The organism is Citrobacter koseri ATCC BAA-895 (genome assembly GCF_000018045.1).
Taxonomy (GTDB): domain Bacteria; phylum Pseudomonadota; class Gammaproteobacteria; order Enterobacterales; family Enterobacteriaceae; genus Citrobacter_B; species Citrobacter_B koseri.
Genome location: NC_009792.1, coordinates 3,533,589 through 3,557,576 on the forward strand (window position 1 = coordinate 3,533,589; position 23,988 = coordinate 3,557,576).

The following is a 23,988-nucleotide window of genomic DNA, read 5'->3' on the forward strand; positions in this document are numbered from 1 at the left end:
CATCGCCATCAGACATTTTCCTTGCAACAGCCTCCGCCGGAGGCTGTTTTTTTATCCATACGATCTCTTTATACTGTCTACTCCGTACCCTAAATAAAACTCAAAATGAAACCACTTCTTGCATTGATGTTCTTAATGACATTCTTTGCCCATGCCACCGATACTGAGCCTGGCAGCCAGTATCTGAAGGCGGCGGAGGGCGGAGACCGACGCGCACAGTATTTCCTTGCCGATACCTGGTTCAGTTCCGGCGATCTCAGCAAAGCGGAATACTGGGCGCAAAAAGCCGCAGACAACGGTGATGCGGATGCCTGCGCATTGCTGGCGCAAATCAAAATCACCAACCCCGTCAGTCTGGATTATCCGCAGGCTAAAACGCTGGCCGAAAAGGCAGCACAAGCGGGCAGCAAAGCCGGAGAAATCACTCTGGCGCGCATTCTGGTCAACACCCAGGCGGGGACGCCTGATTATCCAAAAGCCATTTCACTGCTGCAAAACGCCTCAGAAAACCTGGAGAGCGATTCTGCCGCCGATGCGCAGATGCTGCTCGGGCTGATTTATGCCAACGGCGTGGGCATTCCTGCCGATGACGATAAGGCGACCTGGTATTTCAAACGCAGTTCCGCCATTTCCCGTACCGGCTACTCCGAATACTGGGCCGGAATGTTGTTCTTAAACGGCGAACAGGGCTTTATTGAGAAGAATAAACAGAAGGCGCTGCACTGGTTGAATCTGAGCTGTACGGAAGGGTTTGATACCGGCTGCGAAGAGTTTGATAAGTTAACCAACGGGTGAATGTAATATTGCCGGATGGCGGCGCAAGCGCCTTATCCGGCCTACAGACCACAGCTTCCCGTAGGCCGGATAAGCGTAGCGCCATCCGGCAATCTGTCATGAATTACTGATTCGCGGTCTTATCAAATTTGCCCAATACCTCGCGCTCATACGCCAGCGCTTTCTTACGGTCAAACTTGTGTTCCCACTTGGCGATAACCAGCACCGCCAGCGCATTACCCACCACGTTCAGCGCGGTACGCGCCATATCGAGGATACGGTCAACACCGGCGATAAACGCCAGCCCTTCCAGCGGAATGCCTACGCTACCCAGCGTCGCCAGCAGCACCACGAAGGAAACGCCCGGCACGCCCGCAATCCCTTTCGAGGTGACCATCAGCGTCAGCACCAGTATGATTTCCTGCCACAGCGACAGGTCGATACCGTACAACTGCGCGATAAAGATCGCCGCAATACTCTGGTACAGCGTTGAGCCATCAAGGTTGAAGGAGTACCCGGTCGGCACCACAAAGCTGGTGATCGACGCCGGAGCGCCATAGGCCTCCATCTTCTCAATAATACGCGGCAGCACGCTCTCAGAGCTGGCCGTGGAGTAAGCCAGAATCAGTTCATCTTTCAGGATACGAATCAGAATCCAGACGCTCAGACCGCACAGACGCGCCACGATGCCCAACACCACCAGCGCGAAGAACAGAATCGCGAAGTGTACCAGCAGCACCAGTTTCGCCAGCGGCCACAGCGACGCAAAACCAAAGTTCGCCACGGTAACAGCGATCAGCGCAAACACCCCGACCGGCGCGTAACGCATCACCATGTGGGTCACTTTAAACATGGTTTCTGAGATGGAGCGGAACACGGTGACCAGCGGTTCACGGTGAGTCGCAGGCAGGGAAGACAGACCCAGGCCAAACAGCACCGAGAAGAAGATAATCGGCAGCATGTCGCCCTTCGCCATCGACGCGACAATGTTGGTCGGAACCAGTGACAAAATCGTGCCCATCAAACCGTGCGCATGGCTTTGTACTTCCGCCGTCGTGCTTTGGTATTTCGAAATATCCACGGTCGCCAGTTGCGACATATCAATCCCGGAACCGGGTTGAAACACGTTCGCCAGTGTAATACCGAGGATAATGGCGACGGTCGTGATCACTTCGAAATAGATAATGGTTTTGGCACCGATACGCCCTAACTGTTTCGCATCGCCGACACCGGCAATACCGACAATCAGGGTGGAAATAACAATCGGAACGACGATCATTTTGATCAGATGGATAAAGATATCGCCCGCCGGTGACAGCAGGTTGGCAACCAGCCATTCGCGGCTGTCGCTGTGATAATGCAGATAACTGCCCAGAAGAATACCCAGCACCATGGCCAGCAAAATCTGCCAGGCCAGGCTGATTTTCAAGTTTTTCATAACAACAGACTTCCTCAATGAAGCGCCGTTCTGCATTCAAAAAAGGATGAGAACAGTACATACTGAAAGGGTATGAATTGTGTTGCGTTCGTTTGTGGAGTTTTTTAACGCGCATAATCAGTACCATTTGCATGGCATACTGCGCAACCCTTTCAGAACAGGGCATCTAACTGATTTTATGCATAATAACGCGAGTTTATCGCGATCATCATGAATAACTATTTGTTATGGAAAGATTTTTATTTCCTCAAAAACGAATAATACCTTTCTGGAATTATTTTAACGCCACCGTTCATTCGCTTACTTTTTAAACAGCAAAAACGACACAAATCACAAAAAAACAAAATTATTTCTGACGATTCTGCAACAACTTCGCCATATTAATAGCGTCAATGAGTTGCACGCGATTAACCCTTGGCGAGTTCAAATCCAGTAATTTTTGCCAGAATGCGATGGCCTGCACATAATCAGCCTGCATAAACGCATCAGCGGCCAGCAGCATTAACGCGGTGACTTCCGAAGCATCAAGCGCCAGCGCTTTATCGATCATTTCACGCGTTTCCGGCGTCATATGCTGCCCGGACTGGTAATAGCGCACCGTCGCCAGCGCCGAATAGATCTCCGCGTTCTCTCCCCGCAGGCGCAGCGCCTGCTGATACGCCAGCAGAGCATTGTCATAGGCATTACGCCAGAGGTAGTACTCGCCCAGCGTCGCCCACTGCGCGCTGTCCTGCGGGTTTGCGCGAATCGCCGCCTGCAACGTCAGCAACTGCTTTTCCGCCGTCGGTTCATCGGTAAACGCCCGCAGCGGATCGGCCAGACGCTGCTGTTCCTGGCGAACGGCCTGCCATTTTGACGACGCCAGATAGCCGCCGACGCAAGCCATCACCATGACGATCGCAACGGCCAGCAGCGCTTTCACCGGCAGCGGGCGCGACGGCGCGTCCGAAGCCACAGGCTCCGTCAAATCATGATGCAATTCCTGTTGTAGCTGCGCCTGGCGCTGGCTGTGACGCAGCAGCAGTACGCTCACCTGATGCAGACTCATTCACTCCCCCTCCTCTTTACGCTGACGCGCTATCACTCGCCACAGCGCCACGCCCACCAGCAGCAACAGCAGGAAAGGCAGCGCCCATAGCAGCAACGTTTGCCCGGTTAGCGCCGGGTTGTAGAGGACGAACTCACCGTAGCGTTCGGTCATCCAGGCGGTGATTTCCTCTTCGCTTTTACCTTCCGCCACCATGGTATAGACCTGATGGCGCATACTGACCGCTACCGGCGCGTTGGATTCCAGCAAGTTTTGATTCTGGCACTGCGGGCAGCGCAGCTGGCTGGCAATAAATAGTGATTTTTCCTGCTGTTGCGCGTTTTCAAAGCGCCAGGTGTCCACAACCTGGGCATGCGCTGCAAAGGTGATGAAAAACAAAATGATAGCCAAGAGTAAACCTATTCTGCCGGATGGCGCTGCGCTTATCTGGCCTACAATGTGTTGCGCACCCCGTACGCCGCCATCCGGCAACGCGTTGATTAATTTACTCATCACGCTTCCTCCCACGCCAGCCGCTGAGCGCCGCGCCTGCAATCATCAACAGCCCTCCGCCCCAGATCCAGCGCACGCCGGTCTGGACATACAGGCGCATGGCATAGCGATCCTGCCCGGTTTTTTCGCCCATTACCGCATACCAGTCATGCAGCAGATTCCAGCGAATCCCCGGCTCCATCATCTGCTGACGGCGCGCCGCGTAAAAACGCCGCTCTGGCGTGACGCGCCCGATGTGCCGTTTATCCTGCTCAATGGCGATCTGCGCTTTCTCGGTGGTGTAATTGCCTTTCGCCTCCAGATCGAGACGTTCAAAACGAAACGTGTAGCCTGCCAGTTCCACCTGCTCTCCGGGGCGCAGATTAAGGCTGATTTCGTGCCGACTGCCGCTGGAGAAAATAATCCCGGCGGCGACAACCAATACGCCGGTGTGCGCCAGCAGCGCCGGAAGCTGACAACGTACAGACACTTTCCGGCTTCTGATTGTCGCCAGTACGATAACTAACAGCATCAGCAGCCCAAACGGCAGCGTGGCGCGATTAAAATAGGGTGCGCCGACGGAGAGTCGCCCCCAGCCGAACAGGCCGTAAATCATCGGATAGAGCGTCCCGATAAGCACAATCAGCAGCACGGCGCTAAAAAGCAGCAGCGCGGCCAGAATCATCATCTCACGCGACCAACTGCCAAAACGCGCATTCTGGCGGACTTGCTGGCCTCGCCACGCGTACAACCCGAGCGACGCCAGGCTCAACACGGTAAACAGCGCGAACAGCGGCACCGCACGCACGTTGTCCAGCGCAAAGGCATGGACAGAGACCAGAATGCCGGAGCGCACAATCAGCGTGCCCAGCAGGGATAAAATCAGCGTCAGAATCGCCAGCAGCAAAGACCAGTGGCGGAAGATGCCGCGCTGGCGGGAAACGAACAGGCTGTGCAGTAGCGCGCTGGCGGAAAGCCAGGGTAATAAAGAAGCGTTTTCCACCGGGTCCCAGAACCACCAGCCGCCCCAGCCCAGTTCGCAGTACGCCCACCACGACCCGAGAATGATGCCCAGCGTCAGCGCGCACCAGCCGGGGAGCGCCCAGCGCCAGCAGACCCAGGCGGTGGCCGCGCTAAAGCCGCCACGCAGCAATGACGCCAGCGCAACGCCCGCTGCGACCATCAGGCCGCCATAGCCCAGATAAAGCAGCGGTGGATGGAGAATCAGCCCCAGGTGTTGCAGCATCGGATTGAGATCGCGCCCCTCAATCGCGGGCGGAAAGATACGCACAAACGGGTCCGACCAGACCACGACAAACAGCAGCAGCAGGGCGGTCATCATCGACAGAATACAGAGCGTTAGCGGAAAGAGCGCATCGCGCTCGCCTTTGCACCGCCAGGCGAACAGCGCGCTCCAGCCGGAAAGGAACAGCACCCACAGCAGCAGCGATCCTTCATGACCGCCCCACACCGCCGCCAGTTTTAATCCCCACGGCAGCTGGCTGTAGCTATGCTGTGCAACGTAGACAACCGAAAAATCGCTGGTAAGAAAGCAGAAAACCAGAATAGCGAACGCCAGTGATAACAGCGCGAATTGCGCCAGGACGCCGATTATCGCCAGACGTCTGATGCCCTGCCAGCGCTGGCGCAACCCCACCAGCGTGGCAAGTGGGGTCAACACGTTGACCCCAAGACTCAGCAGTAATGCCAGAAAACCGGCTTCAGGAAGGAATACGTCCAGAGATCACCCTGCCTAAGCTCACGCGACCGTTAGCTGTCCCGCATAAAGAATGAAAAAGCGCAGCAGCAGGACACCGGTCAGGCTGGCGCCACATACCGCCAGCACGCCGTGAAACGTCGAACCGCGATTCGCCCAGGGCTTCAGCAGCATTGGCACAATCAGCCCCAGCCCCGCGACGCCAAGCCAGAACCACCATGTCCAGAATCCACCACCCAGCGCCGCAGTCAGCGCGCGCATTTTGCCGTCATCGCCCAACGCCAGCCCAACAAAGAACGCCGCCAGCAGGAAGATTTCCAGCCAGACGACCGGCGTTTCCATGCGATGCACAAAATGCGCTTCAGTGCTGTGCGGATTGCTGCGATGACGCAAGGCCATCGCAATCAGCGCCACCGCCGCCCCGGAAGAGATCCCCGAGAACAGGAACAGCACCGGCAGGATCGGGTTATTAAGGAACGGATAGGACTTCAGCGCCGACAGCAGGAAGCCGGTATACGCCCCCAGCAGTACCGCCAGCACCAGCATTACCGTCTCAAGCAGGCGATGGAACGGCGTCAGCAGCGTCAATGCTTTTTGCACCATCCCCAGACGCGGCAACCAGCGCTGTTGCAGGGCAAGCACCTCTTTTTCAAAGATTTTCGCCAGCCACAGAACCAGCACCACCATATAGAGCTGGAACAGCATGACGCCCATCGACATCACCGACGTGAAGCTGTAGTGGAACATCAGTTTCCAGAAGGTCCACGGGCGCGTCAGGTGAAAGATCAGGATCAGCAGGCCAAGAATAATTGCCCCCGGCCCCACCACCAGCGTCGTACGCAGCAGCGTGCTGTCCGCCCCGCCCGCTTCCGGGTGAATGCGGCGCAGCAAAATAGCCAGCGTCACTAACCCGGCAGAAATACCAATCAGAAACAGATAGATGGCGATGGGCCAGTCCCACACCAGCGATTCAAAATGGAAAGCAGAAGCGTGCGTCATTGGCTCACCTCCCCAAATTTAAAGGGAACGCGGTAGACCTTCGGTTTCGTACCCAGCGCCAGCTTGTAGCGGTAGGTGGTTTTCTGCCGCAGCAGACGAGAGATATCGCTGTTGGGATCGTCCAGGTTGCCAAACGTCAGCGCCTTTGTCGGGCAGGACTCGACGCAGGCGGGCAACTTACCCGCTTTCAGGTTGGTTTTCCGGCAGAAATCGCACTTATCCGCCGTCTTGCTGACCGGATGGATAAAGCGTACGCGATAAGGACACGCCGCAATGCAATACTGGCAGCCGACGCACAGATCCGGGTTCACATCGACGATACCGCTGGCGGCATCGCGGAATGAGGCCCCGGTCGGGCAAACATCGACGCAGGGCGCATGATCGCAGTGCTGGCACGAATGACGGAAGAATTGATACTTCACGTCAGGAAACGTCCCCTGCGGCTCGCTGCGGATAATCGTCAGACGCGACACGCCCTCCGGCACCTGGTTCACTTCCCGACAGGCATCCATACAGGCGGTACAGCCGATGCATAATGACTCATCATGCACCATGCCGTAACGCACGCCGTTGATATTCAACGTTTTCGCCACCACGCGTCCTGCTGTTCCGCTGACCGCCACCAGCGCGCCGACGCGGGTGATAAACTGGCGACGAGAGCAACTCATGGATGCTCCTTAAGCAAGGGAACGGACGCCGGGTTAAAGTGCGGATTGGTACGCTGATCGCTGTGGCAATCGACGCAAATCTTAATCCGTCCTTTCTCATTGAGCGTCTGCATCGTATCTTGCTGTGGATGCAGCGAGTGACAGCTGGCGCACGCCACTTTGGTCACATGGACATCATGCGGCCAGAACGCTTTTTGCAGCTGCTCAGGCAGGTGGCAGGACATACAGACGCTGTTCTGCTGCTCTACCGTATACATCGGGTCGTTAAAGCGCATCACATCTTTCACCCCTTCGCGGTGTTTAGGCGATGGCTGACCGTGACAGTTGGTGCACGTAACCGGCAGCTTGTTGTTCGGGTTAACGACAGAAGCGTGCTTACCGTGCATACCCTCGGTATCCGGCTTGTGGCAATCCAGACAAGCAGCATCTGGATTACGCTGCTGGGTGACCGTCCAGCGTTGCTCTGAGTCCTGCGGCGTTGGGGTAGCGGTTATCCCACACAGGCTCCAGAACAGACCTGACGCCAGCACCCCAGCAGTTAATAACGAACGTAATACGCTCATATTCACTCCGTTGAGTTATCCGCCTCTTACGAGGCGGAATGTGGGGTTATTGGCTTAACAGACCGTTTTTACGCGCCTGATCTTCCCATTGCGGAATCACCGTCTTGATGAAGTCCTGCTTCTCGGCGTTGATTTGCTGCATGTTCAAACCAATCGCTTTCTGGGCTTTCTCTTTGGTGGAGATATCCGGCAGCGGGATTTCATGAGTGATGCCTTTACTGCCCAGCAGACGCACCAGTTTGGTACGGGCATCCGCCGCTTTATCCATCGCGCCGCCCAGCATACGCAGACCTTCATCCGGGGCATGCATATGGATGCCGTGCGAGGCAATCGCCAGATCCCAGCGCCACTGCGCATGACGGATATCGTCCAGAATCGGTTTCATTTCCGCTTCTGTCGCGCCCGCATCCCACGCCGCTTTCGCTTCGAAATGCGCGTGTACTAACTGATCTTCAACCTTGATTTTCAGGTCATGAATCGCCTGTTTACGCTCAGCAACCACTTTTTGCAGGGAGGCTTTATCCTGGGTGTGGCAGTTGGCGCAGGTCTGGGCGAAGTTATCAAACGGGTTGCCAATCTTATGGTCGGTGTAAAGTTTGCCTTCGGCGTTCTGCACTTTCGGCATGTGACAATCAATACAGGTCACGTTGTTCTTGCCGTGAATGCCCACGCTCCAGGTTTCATATTCCGGGTGCTGCGCTTTCAGCATTGGCGTTTTCGACAGCGGGTTTGTCCAGTCAGAGAAGGCGATGGCGTCATAATATTTCTCCATATCCTCGACTTTTGTTCCCTCATCCCACGGGAATTTGACGGCTTTGTTTTTACCGTCAAAGTAGTACTCCACATGGCACTGCCCGCACACCATAGATTGCTGGTCAAAACGGCTGGCTTTATCAAACGGTTTGCCGATGGTTTCCATCGCGCGCTCGGCATAAGGACGGGAGAGCGTTAACGCCGGTTTGCCTTTGGCGAAATCGTCTGAGGCGGTGTTATGGCAGTCGGCGCAGCCCAGGGCATTGACGATTTCCGGGCCGCCGCGCGCCCATTTACCGTGGAAGTAGCCGTCTTCGCCATCTTTCTGGATCAGACGCGCCACATCCGGGCTTTTACAGCTCCAGCAGGCCATCGGCAATGGGCCATCTTCGGCATTTTTCGGTGCGCCGGTACGCAGAGTTTCACGCACATCGGTAACCGCATAAGCGTGCCCGCGCGGCTTATTGTAGTCACGCGAGAAGGGGTATCCCGCCCACAGGATCACCAGACGTGGGTCTTCTGCCAGCGCATCTTCACGCGTTGACTGTTCTGACGTCGCTTTCCATGAGAGATATTGATCGGGATGCTGAGGGGCGAAGGTTTCATTCTTCGCTTCAACGGTGACGGTCTTTGCGGGAACGGACGTTTGTTCAGCGTATACAGAGGAAATGAAAAAAAACGGTAATATCAGGCTGAAGAAACGGCGTGCGCGTAATATTGTCCTTGCCATAGAGGTCTCATCCAGATTGCGCCATTGCCTTCAATGGCGGTTCTTTATTTTGTTTTTCCACAACAGCAACCGCACGAATACTGTCATGACATTGCTCCCCTCTATGTGTAACAAAAAACCACATTAAAAATGTTGTCTTTAATCAATTGTAAGTGCATGTAAAATACCACTTTAGAGTTATACCACCCTCCTTAAACCTACTCCTTTCGTTAGCATTCGACGCGGATCACTTTTTCAACAACTCGCCTGTAACTGCATGTTATCGCGGGTATTAATCCATTTTTGCGAGATTCCTTCAAAAATCACTTTGCCGTTTATTTGCACAGTTCCGTTATTGCGTGATCTGCCGCGCAAATACTAAACAAAACTGCCAAAGCCCCTACATTTAACTTTTGCGAGACATATTATTAACATCTTACAAGGAGAACAAAAGCCATGAGCCAAATACATAAACACGCTATTCCCGCAAACATTGCGGATCGTTGCCTGATAAACCCGGAGCAGTATGAGGCGAAATATCAACAATCTATTAACGAGCCAGATACCTTTTGGGGTGAACAGGGAAAGATTCTCGACTGGATTACACCGTATAAAAAAGTGAAGAACACCTCCTTTGCGCCCGGCAACGTGTCGATTAAATGGTATGAGGATGGCACGCTGAACCTGGCGGCAAACTGCCTTGACCGCCATCTGCAAGAAAACGGCGACCGTACCGCCATCATCTGGGAAGGCGATGACGCCACCCAGAGCAAACACATTTCATATCGCGAATTGCATCGCGATGTTTGTCGTTTCGCCAATACGCTGCTGGAGCTGGGCATTAAGAAAGGCGACGTCGTGGCTATTTATATGCCGATGGTGCCGGAGGCGGCGGTGGCGATGCTGGCCTGCGCGCGCATTGGCGCGGTGCATTCGGTGATCTTCGGCGGCTTCTCGCCGGAAGCGGTTGCCGGGCGAATCATCGACTCCAGCTCACGTCTGGTGATCACCGCCGATGAAGGCGTGCGTGCCGGACGCGGCATCCCGCTGAAAAAGAACGTCGATGATGCGCTGAAAAACCCGAATGTGAACAGCGTTGAACATGTGGTGGTTTTAAAACGTACTGGCGGGAAAGTCGACTGGCATGAAGGCCGCGATCTGTGGTGGAGCGACGTGATTGAGAAATCCAGCGCTGACCATCAGCCGGAAGAGATGAATGCGGAAGACCCACTGTTTATCCTCTACACCTCCGGTTCAACCGGCAAGCCAAAAGGCGTGCTGCATACCACCGGCGGCTATCTGGTCTATGCCGCCACCACCTTTAAGTATGTCTTTGACTATCACCCGGACGATATCTACTGGTGCACCGCAGACGTAGGTTGGGTGACCGGGCACAGCTACCTGCTGTATGGGCCGCTGGCCTGCGGCGCAACCACCCTGATGTTTGAAGGCGTGCCAAACTGGCCGACGCCTGCGCGGATGGCGCAGGTGGTGGATAAGCACCAGGTTACTATTCTCTACACCGCCCCAACCGCTATTCGCGCTCTGATGGCGGAAGGCGATAAGGCGATTGAAGGCACCGATCGCTCTTCGCTGCGCATCCTCGGTTCCGTCGGCGAACCAATCAACCCGGAAGCGTGGGAATGGTACTGGAAGAAGATCGGTAACGAAAAATGCCCGGTAGTGGACACCTGGTGGCAGACCGAAACCGGCGGATTCATGATCACGCCGCTGCCCGGCGCGACTGAACTGAAAGCCGGTTCCGCCACGCGTCCGTTCTTTGGCGTGCAGCCCGCGCTGGTGGATAACGAAGGCCACCCGCAGGAAGGGGCGACCGAAGGCAATCTGGTGATTACCGACTCCTGGCCGGGTCAGGCGCGTACCCTGTTCGGCGATCACGAGCGTTTTGAGCAGACCTACTTCTCTACCTTCAAAAACATGTATTTCAGCGGCGACGGCGCGCGTCGTGACGAAGATGGTTACTACTGGATCACCGGGCGCGTCGATGACGTACTGAACGTTTCCGGCCATCGTCTGGGCACGGCGGAGATTGAATCCGCGCTGGTGTCGCATCCGAAGATTGCCGAAGCCGCAGTGGTCGGTATTCCGCACAACATCAAAGGCCAGGCCATCTACGCCTATGTCACGCTGAATCACGGCGAAGATCCGTCGCCGGAGCTGTATACCGAAGTACGCAACTGGGTACGTAAAGAAATTGGCCCGCTGGCAACACCGGACGTGCTGCACTGGACAGACTCACTGCCGAAAACGCGTTCCGGCAAAATCATGCGCCGTATTTTGCGCAAAATCGCAGCGGGCGATACCAGCAATCTGGGCGATACCTCAACCCTCGCCGATCCTGGCGTGGTCGAGAAACTGCTCGAAGAGAAGCAGGCCATCGCAATGCCTTCATAACCCTAACCGTGAAATGCCCGATGGCGCGCTGCTTATCGGGCCTACAGGTTCAACATCGCTTGTAGGCCGGATAAGGCTTCAGCCGCCATCCGGCAAAATAAAAAAATCCCCCTACCTTATCTCTGGAGACTCTGTGATGAATGACAATATTTATCAACGGATAGAAGACAGTGCGCGTTTCAGGGAGTTAGTCGAAAAACGGCAACGGTTTGCCACCATCCTGTCGGTCATCATGCTGGCGGTTTATATCAGCTTTATTCTACTGATTGCCTTCGCGCCGGGCTGGCTGGGCACTCCGCTACACGCCGGCACCAATGTCACCCGGGGTATTCCAATTGGGGTGGGCGTCATTCTGATCTCCTTCATCCTGACCGGTATTTACATCTGGCGGGCGAATGGTGAATTCGACCGTCTTAACAACGCCGTACTGCACGAGGTTAAAGCATCATGAAGAGAGTCCTGACGGCGCTTGCCGCCACACTACCCTTCGCTGCAAACGCAGCGGATGCCATTAGCGGTGCAGTAGAACGCCAGCCAACCAACTGGCAGGCAATCGTCATGTTCCTGATTTTCGTGGTGTTTACGCTCGGCATCACCTACTGGGCCTCTAAACGCGTCCGTTCACGCAGCGACTATTACACGGCAGGCGGGAATATTACCGGCTTCCAGAATGGGCTGGCGATCGCCGGCGACTATATGTCCGCCGCGTCGTTCCTCGGGATTTCCGCTCTGGTGTTCACCTCCGGCTACGACGGGCTGATCTATTCACTCGGCTTCCTGGTGGGCTGGCCTATCATTCTGTTCCTGATCGCCGAGCGCTTGCGTAACCTGGGTCGCTATACCTTTGCCGACGTCGCCTCTTACCGACTGAAACAGGGGCCGATCCGCATTCTGTCTGCCTGTGGTTCGCTGGTGGTGGTGGCGCTTTACCTCATCGCCCAGATGGTGGGGGCAGGTAAACTGATCGAGCTGTTGTTCGGTCTGAACTACCACATTGCGGTGGTGCTGGTGGGCGTTCTGATGATGATGTACGTCCTGTTCGGCGGCATGCTGGCAACGACATGGGTACAGATTATCAAAGCCGTACTGCTGCTGTTCGGCGCCAGCTTTATGGCCTTTATGGTCATGAAGCACGTCGGCTTCAGCTTCAACAACCTGTTCACCGAAGCGATGGCGGTACACCCGAAAGGTTCAGCCATTATGAGCCCGGGCGGTCTGGTCAACGACCCGATCTCCGCGCTGTCATTAGGCCTGGGCCTGATGTTCGGTACGGCAGGCTTACCGCACATTCTGATGCGTTTCTTTACCGTCAGCGATGCCCGCGAAGCGCGTAAGAGCGTGTTCTACGCCACTGGCTTTATGGGCTATTTCTACATCCTGACCTTTATTATCGGCTTCGGCGCAATCATGCTGGTCGGCGCTAACCCGGAGTATAAAGATGCCGCAGGCGCGTTAATCGGCGGCAACAACATGGCGGCGGTTCATCTGGCGAACGCGGTAGGCGGCAACCTGTTCCTCGGCTTTATCTCTGCGGTAGCCTTCGCAACGATCCTGGCGGTCGTGGCCGGTCTGACGCTGGCAGGCGCATCGGCGGTATCTCACGACCTGTACGCGAACGTGTTTCGTAAAGGCGCGACCGAACGTGAAGAATTGCGGGTGTCGAAAATTACCGTACTGGTGCTGGGCGTGATTGCCATCATTCTGGGCGTGCTGTTTGAAAACCAGAATATCGCCTTCATGGTCGGCCTGGCGTTTGCTATCGCGGCGAGCTGCAACTTCCCAATCATCCTGCTCTCCATGTACTGGTCGAAGCTGACCACGCGCGGCGCGATGATGGGCGGCTGGTTAGGCCTGGTGACGGCTGTCGTGCTGATGGTTCTCGGCCCAACGATTTGGGTGCAAATCCTCGGCCACGAAAAAGCCATCTTCCCGTATGAGTATCCGGCGCTGTTCTCCATCAGCGTTGCCTTTATTGGGATCTGGTTCTTCTCCGCTACCGATAATTCTGCGGAAGGTAATCGCGAGCGTGAGCAGTTCCGCGCCCAGTTCATCCGTTCCCAGACCGGGTACGGCGTTGAGCAAGGCCGCGCGCATTAATTCAGCGCACTCCTCCGGCCTACGGGTCGGAGGACAACATCAGAACATCACTTTTGCGACCAGCGGCGCCGCCAGCACCATCATCACACCGGACAGCATCATCACCAGACTGGCGACGACGCCCTCCTGCTGACCCAGTTCATACGAACGCGCCGTACCTGCCCCATGTGATGCCGCGCCAAACCCGGCGCCTTTCGCCATCCCTTCACGAATAGACAGGCGCAAAAACAGCGCATCGCCAACCGCCATCCCGAACACGCCGGTCACCACCACAAAGAGCGCCACTAAATCCGGCTGACCACCCAGCGGCTCTGCCGCCGCCAGCGCAAATGGCGTGGTGACGGAACGCACGGCCAGGCTGCGCTGAATCTCATCCGGCAGCGTAAACAGGCGCGCCAGCCAGACGGAACTGGTGACCGCCACCACGGTTGCCGTTACCACGCCCGCCGTCAGCGACATCCAGTGGCGTTTAATGATGGCGAGATTATCGTAAACCGGAACGGCAAACGCGATGGTCGCCGGGCCTAACAACCACAGCAACCAGTGCGATTCACCAATGTAGTTCTGCCAGGAGATATGGCCAAACACCAGTATCAATACCAACAGCGCGGGCGTGAGCACCAGCGGCATCAACGGCAGCTTACGAAAGCGACGATACAGCCGCTTATTGACGAAATAGATCCCCAGCGTGATGACCAGGCACAGTACGCTTAGCTGAAAATTACTCACGGTTTACCCTGCTCATCTCATAGCGGTATACGTTATCCACCACCCATGCGGTTGCGCCAAGCACCATCAGCGTGCTGATCGCAATCACGGCGAAGATGCGCCAGCCGTCCATCAACAGCAGTTGCGCATAATTAACGACCGCTACTACGGCGGGGACAAAGAACAGCAGCATCTCCGCCAACAGCCAGCGTGCGCCCGCACGAACCCAGTTAAGCGGGATCACCCGACAGACAATCAGCGCCAGCATCAGCGCCATCCCAACCAGATTGGCGGGAAGCGGCAGATGCAGCCATGAAACAAGATATTGAGCAAAAACAAATAAACCTGCATACAGCAGTACCTGAACCGGTATCTGGAGTCGTTGCATAACAGCAGGCGTAACGCGGCTTATCGCCACAGCCATGAGGGAATGTCCTGAAAAATAAAACGGAACGCCAGTATAGAGAGCGCCCGTCCGCTACTGAAATGAATTAAACTCATTGCAGGCATAGTCTTAAGGAATAATCATGGATATCAGAACGCTGCGTTATTTTGTCGAGGTGGTGCGCCAGCAGAGTTTCACCCGCGCAGCGGAGAAGTTATTTGTCACTCAGCCCACCATCAGCAAGATGCTGAAGAATCTGGAAGATGAGCTTAATTGCACGCTACTGATCCGCGATGGGCGACGTCTGCTGCTGACGGATACCGGGCGCGTGGTGTTCGAGCGCGGCCTGGCGATCCTCGCTGAATTTCGCCAGCTGGAAGCAGAGCTGGGCGATATTAACCATCTCAATAAAGGGCTGCTGCGGCTCGGCATCCCGCCGATGGTCGGCATGCTGATGGCCGGGCCGATTAGCCTGTTTCGCCAACGTTATCCGGGTGTGGAACTGAAGATTGCAGAATTTGGCGGTTTGACGGTACAGCAGGCGGTAATGAACGGCGAGCTGGATGTGGCGATGACCGCGCTGCCGGTGGAGGAAGAGAGCGGACTGACGACCTTGCCGCTGTTCAGCCACCCGCTATGCGTGCTGGTGCCGCGTTCCGGTAAGTGGATGGCGTGCGAGTCGATTTCCCCCGAAGCGCTGGCGGAGCATCCTCTGCTTATCTACAACGAAGATTTTGCGTTGAATCGCCAGTTGATGCGGCTTTTTAAGCAGCATGATGTGAAGCCGCGTATTGCGGTACGCAGCGGTCAGTGGGATTTCCTGGCCGCTATGGTGCAGGCCGGCGTCGGAATTGCGATTTTGCCGGAGCCGATTTGCCAACGGCTGGATAAACAAACCCTGCGCTGGCTCCCGCTGGAGAGTGATTTACGCTGGCAGTTGGGCATGATCTGGCGCGAAGGCGTTTATTTGTCCCACAGCGCCAGAGCGTGGTTGACGTGTTGCGAAGGGTTCTGGTTAACGCAGGAATAACGCCTCGCTCGCCGGATGGCGGCGCAAGCGCCTTATCCGGCCTACGGGAGTGCATTTTGTAGGCCCGGTAAGCAAAGCGCCACCGGGCAATTTAATCACCGCGTTCACCAACATTAAGCCCGGTAATCTCTCCCGCCCAATCCGCAGGGTATATCCCGTGGCGAACATCGCGATGAAATGTTGAAAAGGGCCAATCCTTTACCTGTTTAACCCAGGCATGTTTAACCGGATTGATATAACTATAATCAACATGCTGGCGATAATCGTATTCATCCCGAATCGTGTGTTCCCAGAATCGAGGTTGCCAGACCTGACGCAAACCCAGCGATTTAGAGAAATGTTTTTTAATTTCGCGCCAGCGAGAGGAGAAATCGTGCTCGTTTTCAGGGAGGGTCCATACACAATGCATATGTTCGGGTAATACAACCCAGGCGTTGATATGAAAAGGTTTACGCTGTTTAACGCTGGCGATGGCATGACGAAGCGCATGGATATGGGACGTAAGAAGACCGCTTTTACGATCCTGAAGATTAACGGTGAAAAACCACGTTCCACCATTAATGTAATAACAACGATAGTTGGACATGTTGGCTCCTTTTCTCCGAGCGTAGAGGGAAAAGGAGAAAGCCAACAATGAGCAGAGGTAAATTCAGGAAAACGGCTCGCAAAATTGTTGCGCCGCCAGGCAATATCGCCCCCTGTAGGCCCGGTAAGCGAAGCGCCACCGGGCGATACGGGTGCTTACTGATTTTCGATCAACAATGCTTCCAGCAAATCCAGGTCATGCAGCAGTTTTTGCAGGGTTTCGTTACTGATCTCACGCGTCGCGCGCAGGTGGTACAATTCTGCACGTTCCGAGCGTAGCGCCGCCAGGCGGAAGCGCCGTTCGAGGTTCTCTTCCTGCATCGAGCTTTCCACATCGTTACGCCCATCGGCGCGGCGACGCAGGTTACCAATCACACGGGAGCTGACCTCGGTGAGCAACTGGTTATCGATGTTCTCTTCGGTATCCGCCGCCAGACGTTCTTCCATCTTCTGAATCGCGACAATCGCCACTTCCGCCGTGGCGGCGCGGGCGATTCGCTCCTCTTTCTGCTGCTGTGAGTGATCGCCCACTTCCAGATGTTGCAGCAGAATCGGCAGCATCACGACCCCCACAAACAGCGAGAACAAAATCACGCCCGCCGCAAGGAATACCAGCTCATAGCGCGCCGGGAAGCCGTTACCATCCGGCAACAATAGCGGGATAGAGAGCACACCGGCCAGCGTAATCGCCCCGCGTACCCCCGCAAAGGAGGCGATGAGGACTTCACGCATCGTCCAGGCGCCAAACTCCATCGGCTTTTTCTTCAGGAAGCGATTACTGAAGTTCTTCATCGTCCACAGCCAGCCAAAGCGCACCAGCATCAGCGCGGCATAAATCAGCACGATATCGGTGAACAGCATCCAGGTTTCAACGTTGGGATCGGCTTCCGCCGCCACCAGCGACGACTCCAGAATCCCTGGCAGTTGCAGACCCAACAGCAGAAAGACCATGCCGTTAAAGACAAACTCCAGCATCGCCCAGGTGCTGTTGGCGCGCAGACGCATCGCCAGCGGCGCGCGACGCATAACGCCGGAGCGGGTGATGGTCATCCCGGCCGCCACAGCGGCAAGAATGCCGGATACGCCGATATGTTCCGCAATCAGGTAGGAGGCGAACGGCAGCAGGAACAGCAGGACGATTTGCGTCGCTGGCTCATCCCCGCCCCAACGGCTCAGGAAACGCAGGGAGCGACCGTATAACCAACTGACGACAAAGCCCGCCAGAATACCGCCCACTGCGACTTTAAAGAACTCCACCGTCGCCCCGCCGACGGTAAACACCATCGTCCCCATCGCCACTGCGACGGCAAATTTCAACGACACCAGGCCGGACGCGTCGTTCATCAACGCCTCGCCTTGCAGGATGCCCATAATTTTCTTCGGAATGCGCCCCTCGCCGACAATGCCGGAAAGCGCAACCGCATCGGTCGGCGACAGTACGGCAGCCAGCGCGAAGGCCGGTATCAGCGGAATGCCCGGCACCAGCCAGTAAATCATAAAGCCAATTCCGACCACCGTGACCAGCACCAGCGCCAGCGCCAGGCCGAAAATCTCTCGCCCATGTTCGAGAAACTCCCGGGTCGGCGTTTTCCAGCCGTCTGCGAACAACAGCGGCGGAATAAACAGCACCAGGAACAGTTCAGGGTCAAATTCCACATGCAAACCAAACGTCGGCCATGCCAGCAGCGCGCCAATGGCGATTTGCATGAGGGGTAAAGGAAGCTGGAAGGGCAATACACGAGTAAATACCCCCGACAGCGAGACCACAAGGGTCATGATGAGTATTGTGAAGAAGATTTCCATGCGTTCCCTGTTTGCGATATTTCTTATGTTTTAAAACGTGAGGCGTCGTGCCTCAATTCTATCTTCCTCAGAGTAACGCAAAAGACAACGGGATGTGTCCTGAAAATAAAAACGGGCGGCAAAAGCCACCCGTTTTTAGAGGACGCCAGGAATCAGATAGCCCAGCCGCCCGCATAGAAGGCGACCAGCGCTACGGCAATCACCACGGTGCCGACGTTCAGCTTACGCCATTCGCCCGACACAATGCGGCCGATCACCAGCGTAGCAAAACCAATCATAATGCCGGTTACGATGTTGCAGGTCAGGACGATAAACACCGCCGTGATCAGACCCGCCATCGCATCCACAAAGTCAGCGAAGTCGATTTTCGCCACGTTGCTCAGCATCAGCAGGCCGACGTACATCAGCGCGGGCGCGGTCGCGTAGACCGGAACCAGATAAGAGAGCGGAGAGAGGAACAGGATCAGCAGGAACAGGACACCGACGGTGATCGCCGTCAGACCCGTTTTACCGCCTGCCGCCGTACCCGCCGCCGATTCAATGTATACCGCCGCAGGCGCTGCGCCAACCAGACCAGAGAACACGCTGCTCAGGGAGTCGGTGGTCAGCGCTTTGCCGCCATCGATAATCTGCCCGTCTTTATCCAGCAGGTTCGCCTGGCCAGCGACCGCGCGAATCGTGCCGGTGGCGTCGAAAACAGCGGTCATCACCAGCGCCAGCACGCTCGGCAGGACGATCGGGTTCAGCGCGCCCATAATATCCAGGCTGCCAATCAGCGAGTTGCCGTGTTCATCACTTAAAGACGGCATAGCAAAAAAGCCGGAGAAATGGACGGATGGATCGAAGATCAAACCCACAACCGAAATACCAATAATGGTCAGCAGAATGCCGCCCGGCACCTTCAGTTTTTCCAGGCCGATAATGACCGCCAGACCAATCAGCGACATGATAACCGGGAAAGAATCAAAGTTACCCAGCGCGACCGGCAGACCGTCCAGCGGGTTCTTAATCACCAGACCCACACCATTCGCGGCGATCAGCAACAGGAACAGGCCGATACCGATGCCGGTGCCGTGCGCCACGCCATGCGGCAGATTGCGCAGGATCCAGCTACGGATACCGGTCGCCGAGATGATGGTAAACAGCACGCCCATCAGGAATACCGCACCCAGCGCAACCGGAACGCTAATGTGCTGACCCAGCACCAGGCTAAACGCGGTGAAGGCGGTCAGCGAGATGGCGCAACCGATAGCCAACGGCAGGTTCGCCCACAGACCCATAACAATAGAACCGACGCCAGCCACCAGGCAGGTCGCCACAAATACGGCGGCAGGCGGGAATCCGGCTTTACCCAGCATCCCCGGAACCACGATAACGGAGTAGACCATCGCCAGGAAAGTCGTTAATCCGGCAACCACTTCCTGACGGACGGTGCTTCCACGGTGTGAAATTTTAAACCAGGCGTCGAGTGAACCGCCGGTACGCGCTGAAGGCGTAGACATAGAAAACATCCCCTGAGAGTTTATTTTTCGTCGAGTATGCGTGGTGGACAATCCACTGCCAGCGAAACGTCATCTCCTTGTGCTACGTTTGCAACAATAAGGGGTGTCGCAAAAAAGCAAACGTTTAACTCCGCGCATACAAAACGGGTAGTAAAAAAAGCAAACGATTATCCAGCGATAATACGGGGCTTTTCAACTAAACTTTGCGGCTTTTTGCTTATTTCTTTTCATCACGCTCAATAAATCGCCAGTCGATGCGCAAACGTTATCGTCAATGCGCAATCTGATAACATTTTTTCTCGGGCGGACGACTGACACATCCGTCTACCCGCCAGGGATCTCAAAAGGACCGCCTTGCTGGATAGCCCTTTGCCACGCCGGGCGCATCTCTACGCGCTTCTTCCAGGCGCTAATGTGCGTCAGGTCGTTAATTCCGCCTCGGCTCAGTAACGCAAACAGAGGAAAACTCATCTGGATATCCGCCATGCTGATATGTTCCCCGGCAAACCAGGGCTGCGCGGCAAGATGCGCATCAATGTAGCGCGCATGCGTCTCCAGTTGCGGGTTGAGATACGCTTTTTGCACGCCCTGCCCCAGAATGCCGCCCAGCGTGCGTAACCCAAATGGCACCGGCGGTTTACCCAGGCTGACAAACACCAGTTTCATTAACAGCATTGGCATTAACGAGCCTTCCGCATAATGCAGCCAGAACCGATACTGCCGTTTTTGCCGGGCATCGGCAGGTTTAAACTGCCCTGCGTGGTCATAGGTTTCCTGCAAATACTCCAGGATGGCGCCGGATTCGGCGAGGATCTCACCGTTATCCTCAATAACGGGCGATTTTCCAAGCGGGTGGATTTTTTTCAGCGCCGGTGGCGCAAGCATGGTTTTTTCACGCTGGTAGCGAACAATCTGGTAGGGCAGCGACAGCTCCTCCAGCGCCCAGAGCACGCGCTGGGAACGAGATTGATTCAAATGATGCACCGTCAGCATGGCTGTCTCCTGTTTTTCATTCAAATTAACTATAGAAAAGAGCGAGAGATGGCGTAAAAATTTCGGCTAAAAAACAGACAATACACTGGCAAACGGGCGGGCATGGCATACAATTACAGTATCAACACAAACCGGAACCTCCACCACGTGCTCGACTGAGGGGTGTTGATGTCGGGGGAAACCCTCCCGTGAACCAACGGGATAGAGCGAAAGACAAAGACCGGAAACAAACTAAAGCGCCCTTGCGGCGCTTTAGTTTTATGCGCGGCGATATGGTGCTCGCTTATCCGGCCTACGCGCGTCCCGGCGAAACGACATTTAATCATCTTCCAGCAATCGCGCCCCTGTTCCCTGCGTGCCGAGCTGATCGCCTGGGTTGCGCAGCGGGCAATCGCTACGCGACAAACAGCCGCAGCCGATACAGCCGTCCAGCTCATCACGCAACGCCACCAGAGTATGAATACGTCTGTCCAGCTCCTCGCGCCATTGCGAAGAAAGCTGCTTCCACTCCTTTGCGCTCAACGTATGCCCCTCAGGCAATACGCCAAACGCTTCGCCAATGGTCGCCAGCGGAATGCCAATACGTTGAGCAATCTTGATGATCGCCACATAGCGCAGCACATCGCGCTTATATCGCCGCTGATTGCCGCTGTTACGGACACTGCTGATAAGCCCTTTGCTCTCATAAAAGTGCAGCGCCGATACCGCCACACCGCTACGTTTCGCCACCTCACCCGGCGTAAGCAGGGACTTTATACGCGGTAATTTCTTTTCCATAAATCGCTTTACCTCAAGTTAACTTGAGGAATTATACTCGCCCGCAAACAAAACGACGAATCGAACACTGAGAAAGAGGCAGCAATATGTCCCATCAGCAGATAATTCAGACCCTTATTGAATGGATTGATGAACATATCGACCAACCGCTGAACATTGATGTGGTCGCAAAAAAATCAGGTTACTCGAAGTGGTATTTACAGCGGATGTTCCGCACGGTGATGCATCAGACGCTGGGCGACTATATTCGTCAGCGCCGACTCCTGCTGGCCGCCGTAGAGCTACGAACGACCGAGCGCCCCATTTTTGATATCGCGATGGATCTGGGATATGTGTCGCAACAGACATTTTCGCGCGTCTTCCGCCGCGAGTTTGACCGCACGCCCAGCGACTACCGTCATCGTCTGTAACTTTACTGCCCGCGCTGCATCAGGAGTGCGGGCGACTGTTGCAGCCACTGAATAAACGCCTGCGGCGGCATCGCCTTCGCAAAATACCATCCCTGACAATACTGAACGCCGCGTTTGAACAGCCAGTTCACCTGATCTGCCGTTTCCACGCCTTCGGCAATGGCCTTCAGGTGTAAACTTTGCGCCATTTCGATGATATGTTCCGCGATCAGATGGCTGGTGCTATTGGTGGTCAGCGTGTCGATAAAGGATTTATCAATCTTCAGAATATCGACATTCAATGAATACAGGTTGTGCAGGTTTGAGTACCCTGTTCCAAAATCATCAATCGCCACTTCAAAACCCGCCTGACGAAATGCCTGAATAACCGGCGTGGTTTTCGGCACGTCAATAAAGCCGCGCTCCGTCACTTCCACCTTAATTTGTTGCGCAAGAACGGAATGCTGACGGGCTTTCTCCGCAATTAATGCGATAAGCCGGGAGGAGTGGAAATCAGAAGCAGAGAGATTAATAGAGATATAAAGATGAGGTTGCGAGGCGAGAAAATGTCCCAGATCGTTGAATACTTCTTCCACCACGTAATCGGTAATCTGCGCAATCATCCCCTCTTTTTCAGCCAGCGGGATAAACTCTGCCGGGCTCATCACCTGCCCTTCAAAACCAGGCCAGCGCAATAGCGCCTCCGCCCCCACGCATTTTTCATTTTGAATATCAATAATGGGCTGATAATAAAGACGCAGTTGACGTTTATCGATCGCTCGCTGCAACAAACGGCGCGGTGAATGATATTCCTCGCGCGTACGCGACCACATCAATAACACAATGATGCTACAGATAATGCCTAACGGCAGCGTTAACGTCGCCTGATGGTACAGGTTCTGATAGAAACGCGCGTTATCAGTGGAAACAATTATCGCGATCGGACGTTTTTCTGAATGGGCAATGGTATAGAAGCGATTATTTTGCTGAAAGGTAGATTCATCACGGTGCAGTAACGGTAATAATTGCTCGACGTTTGCCTGTTCGCTCACGGAGAAAAAGGAGTTCGTCACCGTGTCATATACGCCCCAGGCCAGAGTCGGATCGTCTGACATCACCTCGCTGTAAGACAACGGGTTTATTACCGCGACATAGTGCCCTCTTTGCATATACGTCATTTTGTAGCCAGCAAAGAATGGCGTATCACGATAGTAATAAATAGAAACGTCTGGTTCTCGTTTATAATCTGCGGCAGGGATAATATAAGGACTGGCAGGCGCCATTACCGTAGAGCATAAAAAATGATCGTCTTGCGCATAAATTAACTCGCTGATATACAGACGACCACGAATAATATCCTGCATTCGTTTTTGATGCGCAGGAGTACAGGCTTTTCCCTGATACTGCTGTATCGCGTCGCGGGCCAGCTCCACCTGCTGGACAACCAGTTCCGTTTTTTCTAATGCCAGCTCGGCAAAAGAGTGCAGTTGATTACGGGTTTCAGACACCGCCCGCATGTGGGCAAACCATAGCGCCAGCATCACGGGGAGTAATACCACCATGATTGTTCCAAGGAATCTCAGCAACTTTCGTTGCGCGCTATGATTCATTTCGGCCCTGTATCCCTGAATTGTCTGTGCCTGTCATCATCAAGGCGGATGCTATAACAAACAGGTGATTACGTTGCATGAATTAAGCGACATTAGCAACAGACTTTTCCTGGTAAAAGTCTGATATTGACGGATGACGATAATATTTTCCCGTAAGGCAAACTTAAAGTTATGCTTATTTTTATTAGGGAATATTCTAATCCAAAAGGAGTAAGAATTTTCCAGGGTTTTTTCCGATTAATGCAGAAAAATTAAGTTAAATTTCCAGGCTGGTTAATTTTCCGGCGCTAATAAAATGGTAATAAAAATACATCTTCAATAACCAGTCCCATAATCTTCCGGTATAGCCCCCTTCAGATACCCATATTTAATTTGTGGTTATAAAGCGCACAAAAAAGGGTGCCCTGCACTGGCTAACAAACAATTTATTGTGATATAGTTCACAAAAATGATGAAACAGAAACGTTGTTTCATTCAGTGTCGATGTCATGCCCGTCGATAGCCAGAGTGTACCACGCCTTCCGTGAGCAACGCCGCGCTGTCCAGGGCACCTG

At 54.8% G+C, this 23,988-nt stretch carries 20 protein-coding genes and 1 pseudogene; 6 read left to right on the forward strand and 15 right to left on the reverse strand.

All coding sequences use genetic code 11. The annotated features are described in order from the left end of the window. The first annotated feature begins 105 nt into the window (after positions 1 to 105). Entirely contained in the window at positions 106 to 795 is a 690-nt protein-coding gene (gene yjcO / locus CKO_RS16255; protein WP_012134575.1) for a Sel1 family TPR-like repeat protein YjcO, read from the forward strand. A 103-nt stretch (positions 796 to 898) separates the two neighbouring features. Here yjcO and gltP read toward each other — a convergent pair whose 3' ends face one another. The 7 genes and pseudogenes from gltP to nrfA all read right to left on the reverse strand — a co-directional run bounded on the left by gltP (position 899) and on the right by nrfA (position 9,161). After that, positions 899 to 2,212 carry a glutamate/aspartate:proton symporter GltP gene (gene gltP / locus CKO_RS16260; RefSeq protein ID WP_024130825.1) on the reverse strand — a complete coding sequence of 438 codons (1,314 nt, stop codon included), beginning with the start codon at positions 2,210 to 2,212 and terminating at the stop codon, positions 899 to 901. A 346-nt stretch (positions 2,213 to 2,558) separates the two neighbouring features. Next, a complete protein-coding gene (gene nrfG, locus CKO_RS16265) occupies positions 2,559 to 3,260 on the reverse strand; it encodes a heme lyase NrfEFG subunit NrfG (protein WP_012134578.1) in 702 nt (233 codons plus the stop codon). Further along, positions 3,261 to 5,472 (reverse strand): annotated as a pseudogene (gene nrfF, locus CKO_RS16275) (heme lyase NrfEFG subunit NrfF). An 18-nt stretch (positions 5,473 to 5,490) separates the two neighbouring features. Further along, the gene (gene nrfD / locus CKO_RS16280; protein ID WP_012134581.1) at positions 5,491 to 6,447 is read right to left on the reverse strand and encodes a cytochrome c nitrite reductase subunit NrfD; all 957 of its coding nucleotides are present in this window, start codon (positions 6,445 to 6,447) and stop codon (positions 5,491 to 5,493) included. After that, positions 6,444 to 7,115, reverse strand: coding sequence for a cytochrome c nitrite reductase Fe-S protein (gene nrfC / locus CKO_RS16285; protein WP_012134582.1), 672 nt, complete (start codon positions 7,113 to 7,115; stop codon positions 6,444 to 6,446). The genes nrfD and nrfC overlap by 4 nt, the downstream gene beginning before the upstream one ends. Further along, complete coding sequence (nrfB, locus tag CKO_RS16290; RefSeq protein ID WP_024130827.1) at positions 7,112 to 7,678, reverse strand: cytochrome c nitrite reductase pentaheme subunit; 567 nt, start codon at positions 7,676 to 7,678, stop codon at positions 7,112 to 7,114. Before nrfB ends, nrfC begins: the two co-directional genes overlap by 4 nt. A 46-nt stretch (positions 7,679 to 7,724) precedes the next feature. After that, positions 7,725 to 9,161 carry an ammonia-forming nitrite reductase cytochrome c552 subunit gene (gene nrfA, locus CKO_RS16295; RefSeq protein ID WP_012134584.1) on the reverse strand — a complete coding sequence of 479 codons (1,437 nt, stop codon included), beginning with the start codon at positions 9,159 to 9,161 and terminating at the stop codon, positions 7,725 to 7,727. Positions 9,162 to 9,596: 435 nt separating this feature from the next. On the opposite strand from nrfA, the gene acs reads away from it, so the two are divergent. The 3 genes from acs to actP all read left to right on the forward strand — a co-directional run bounded on the left by acs (position 9,597) and on the right by actP (position 13,652). Further along, positions 9,597 to 11,555, forward strand: a complete 1,959-nt coding sequence (gene acs / locus CKO_RS16305; protein WP_012134587.1) for an acetate--CoA ligase — start codon at positions 9,597 to 9,599, stop codon at positions 11,553 to 11,555. Positions 11,556 to 11,691: 136 nt separating this feature from the next. Then, positions 11,692 to 12,006, forward strand: a complete 315-nt coding sequence (locus tag CKO_RS16310) for a DUF485 domain-containing protein (RefSeq protein WP_024130828.1) — start codon at positions 11,692 to 11,694, stop codon at positions 12,004 to 12,006. Continuing rightward, the gene (gene actP / locus CKO_RS16315; protein WP_012134589.1) at positions 12,003 to 13,652 is read left to right on the forward strand and encodes a cation/acetate symporter ActP; all 1,650 of its coding nucleotides are present in this window, start codon (positions 12,003 to 12,005) and stop codon (positions 13,650 to 13,652) included. Before CKO_RS16310 ends, actP begins: the two co-directional genes overlap by 4 nt. Before the next feature lie 39 nt (positions 13,653 to 13,691). On the opposite strand, the gene CKO_RS16320 is transcribed toward actP, so the two are convergent. Further along, the gene (locus CKO_RS16320) at positions 13,692 to 14,381 is read right to left on the reverse strand and encodes an LrgB family protein (protein WP_012134590.1); all 690 of its coding nucleotides are present in this window, start codon (positions 14,379 to 14,381) and stop codon (positions 13,692 to 13,694) included. Then, complete coding sequence (locus tag CKO_RS16325) at positions 14,374 to 14,784, reverse strand: CidA/LrgA family protein (RefSeq protein WP_012134591.1); 411 nt, start codon at positions 14,782 to 14,784, stop codon at positions 14,374 to 14,376. The genes CKO_RS16320 and CKO_RS16325 overlap by 8 nt, the downstream gene beginning before the upstream one ends. A gap of 103 nt (positions 14,785 to 14,887) precedes the next feature. Here CKO_RS16325 and CKO_RS16330 point away from each other — a divergent pair, with 103 nt between their 5' ends. Further along, entirely contained in the window at positions 14,888 to 15,775 is an 888-nt protein-coding gene (locus CKO_RS16330) for a LysR family transcriptional regulator (RefSeq protein WP_012134592.1), read from the forward strand. Between the two features lie 91 nt (positions 15,776 to 15,866). Here the strand turns inward: CKO_RS16330 and CKO_RS16335 are convergent, their stop codons facing one another. The 5 genes from CKO_RS16335 to soxR form a co-directional block, all read right to left on the reverse strand. Then, entirely contained in the window at positions 15,867 to 16,361 is a 495-nt protein-coding gene (locus tag CKO_RS16335) for an REP-associated tyrosine transposase (protein WP_024130829.1), read from the reverse strand. Positions 16,362 to 16,516: 155 nt separating this feature from the next. Next, positions 16,517 to 18,163: a Na+/H+ antiporter gene (locus CKO_RS16340; protein ID WP_012134595.1), complete on the reverse strand. Its 1,647-nt coding sequence runs from the start codon at positions 18,161 to 18,163 to the stop codon at positions 16,517 to 16,519. A 152-nt stretch (positions 18,164 to 18,315) separates the two neighbouring features. Then, on the reverse strand, positions 18,316 to 19,665 hold the full coding sequence (gene ghxP, locus CKO_RS16345; RefSeq protein WP_024130830.1) for a guanine/hypoxanthine transporter GhxP: 1,350 nt from the start codon (positions 19,663 to 19,665) through the stop codon (positions 18,316 to 18,318). Positions 19,666 to 19,989: 324 nt separating this feature from the next. Continuing rightward, positions 19,990 to 20,658, reverse strand: coding sequence for a glutathione S-transferase family protein (locus CKO_RS16350; protein WP_012134597.1), 669 nt, complete (start codon positions 20,656 to 20,658; stop codon positions 19,990 to 19,992). A 318-nt stretch (positions 20,659 to 20,976) separates the two neighbouring features. After that, positions 20,977 to 21,435 carry a redox-sensitive transcriptional activator SoxR gene (gene soxR, locus CKO_RS16355; RefSeq protein WP_012134598.1) on the reverse strand — a complete coding sequence of 153 codons (459 nt, stop codon included), beginning with the start codon at positions 21,433 to 21,435 and terminating at the stop codon, positions 20,977 to 20,979. Between the two features lie 86 nt (positions 21,436 to 21,521). Here soxR and soxS point away from each other — a divergent pair, with 86 nt between their 5' ends. After that, positions 21,522 to 21,845, forward strand: a complete 324-nt coding sequence (gene soxS, locus CKO_RS16360; RefSeq protein WP_012134599.1) for a superoxide response transcriptional regulator SoxS — start codon at positions 21,522 to 21,524, stop codon at positions 21,843 to 21,845. A 2-nt stretch (positions 21,846 to 21,847) separates the two neighbouring features. Here the strand turns inward: soxS and CKO_RS16365 are convergent, their stop codons facing one another. Beyond that, entirely contained in the window at positions 21,848 to 23,434 is a 1,587-nt protein-coding gene (locus CKO_RS16365; RefSeq protein ID WP_012134600.1) for an EAL domain-containing protein, read from the reverse strand. Positions 23,435 to 23,988 lie beyond the last annotated feature (554 nt).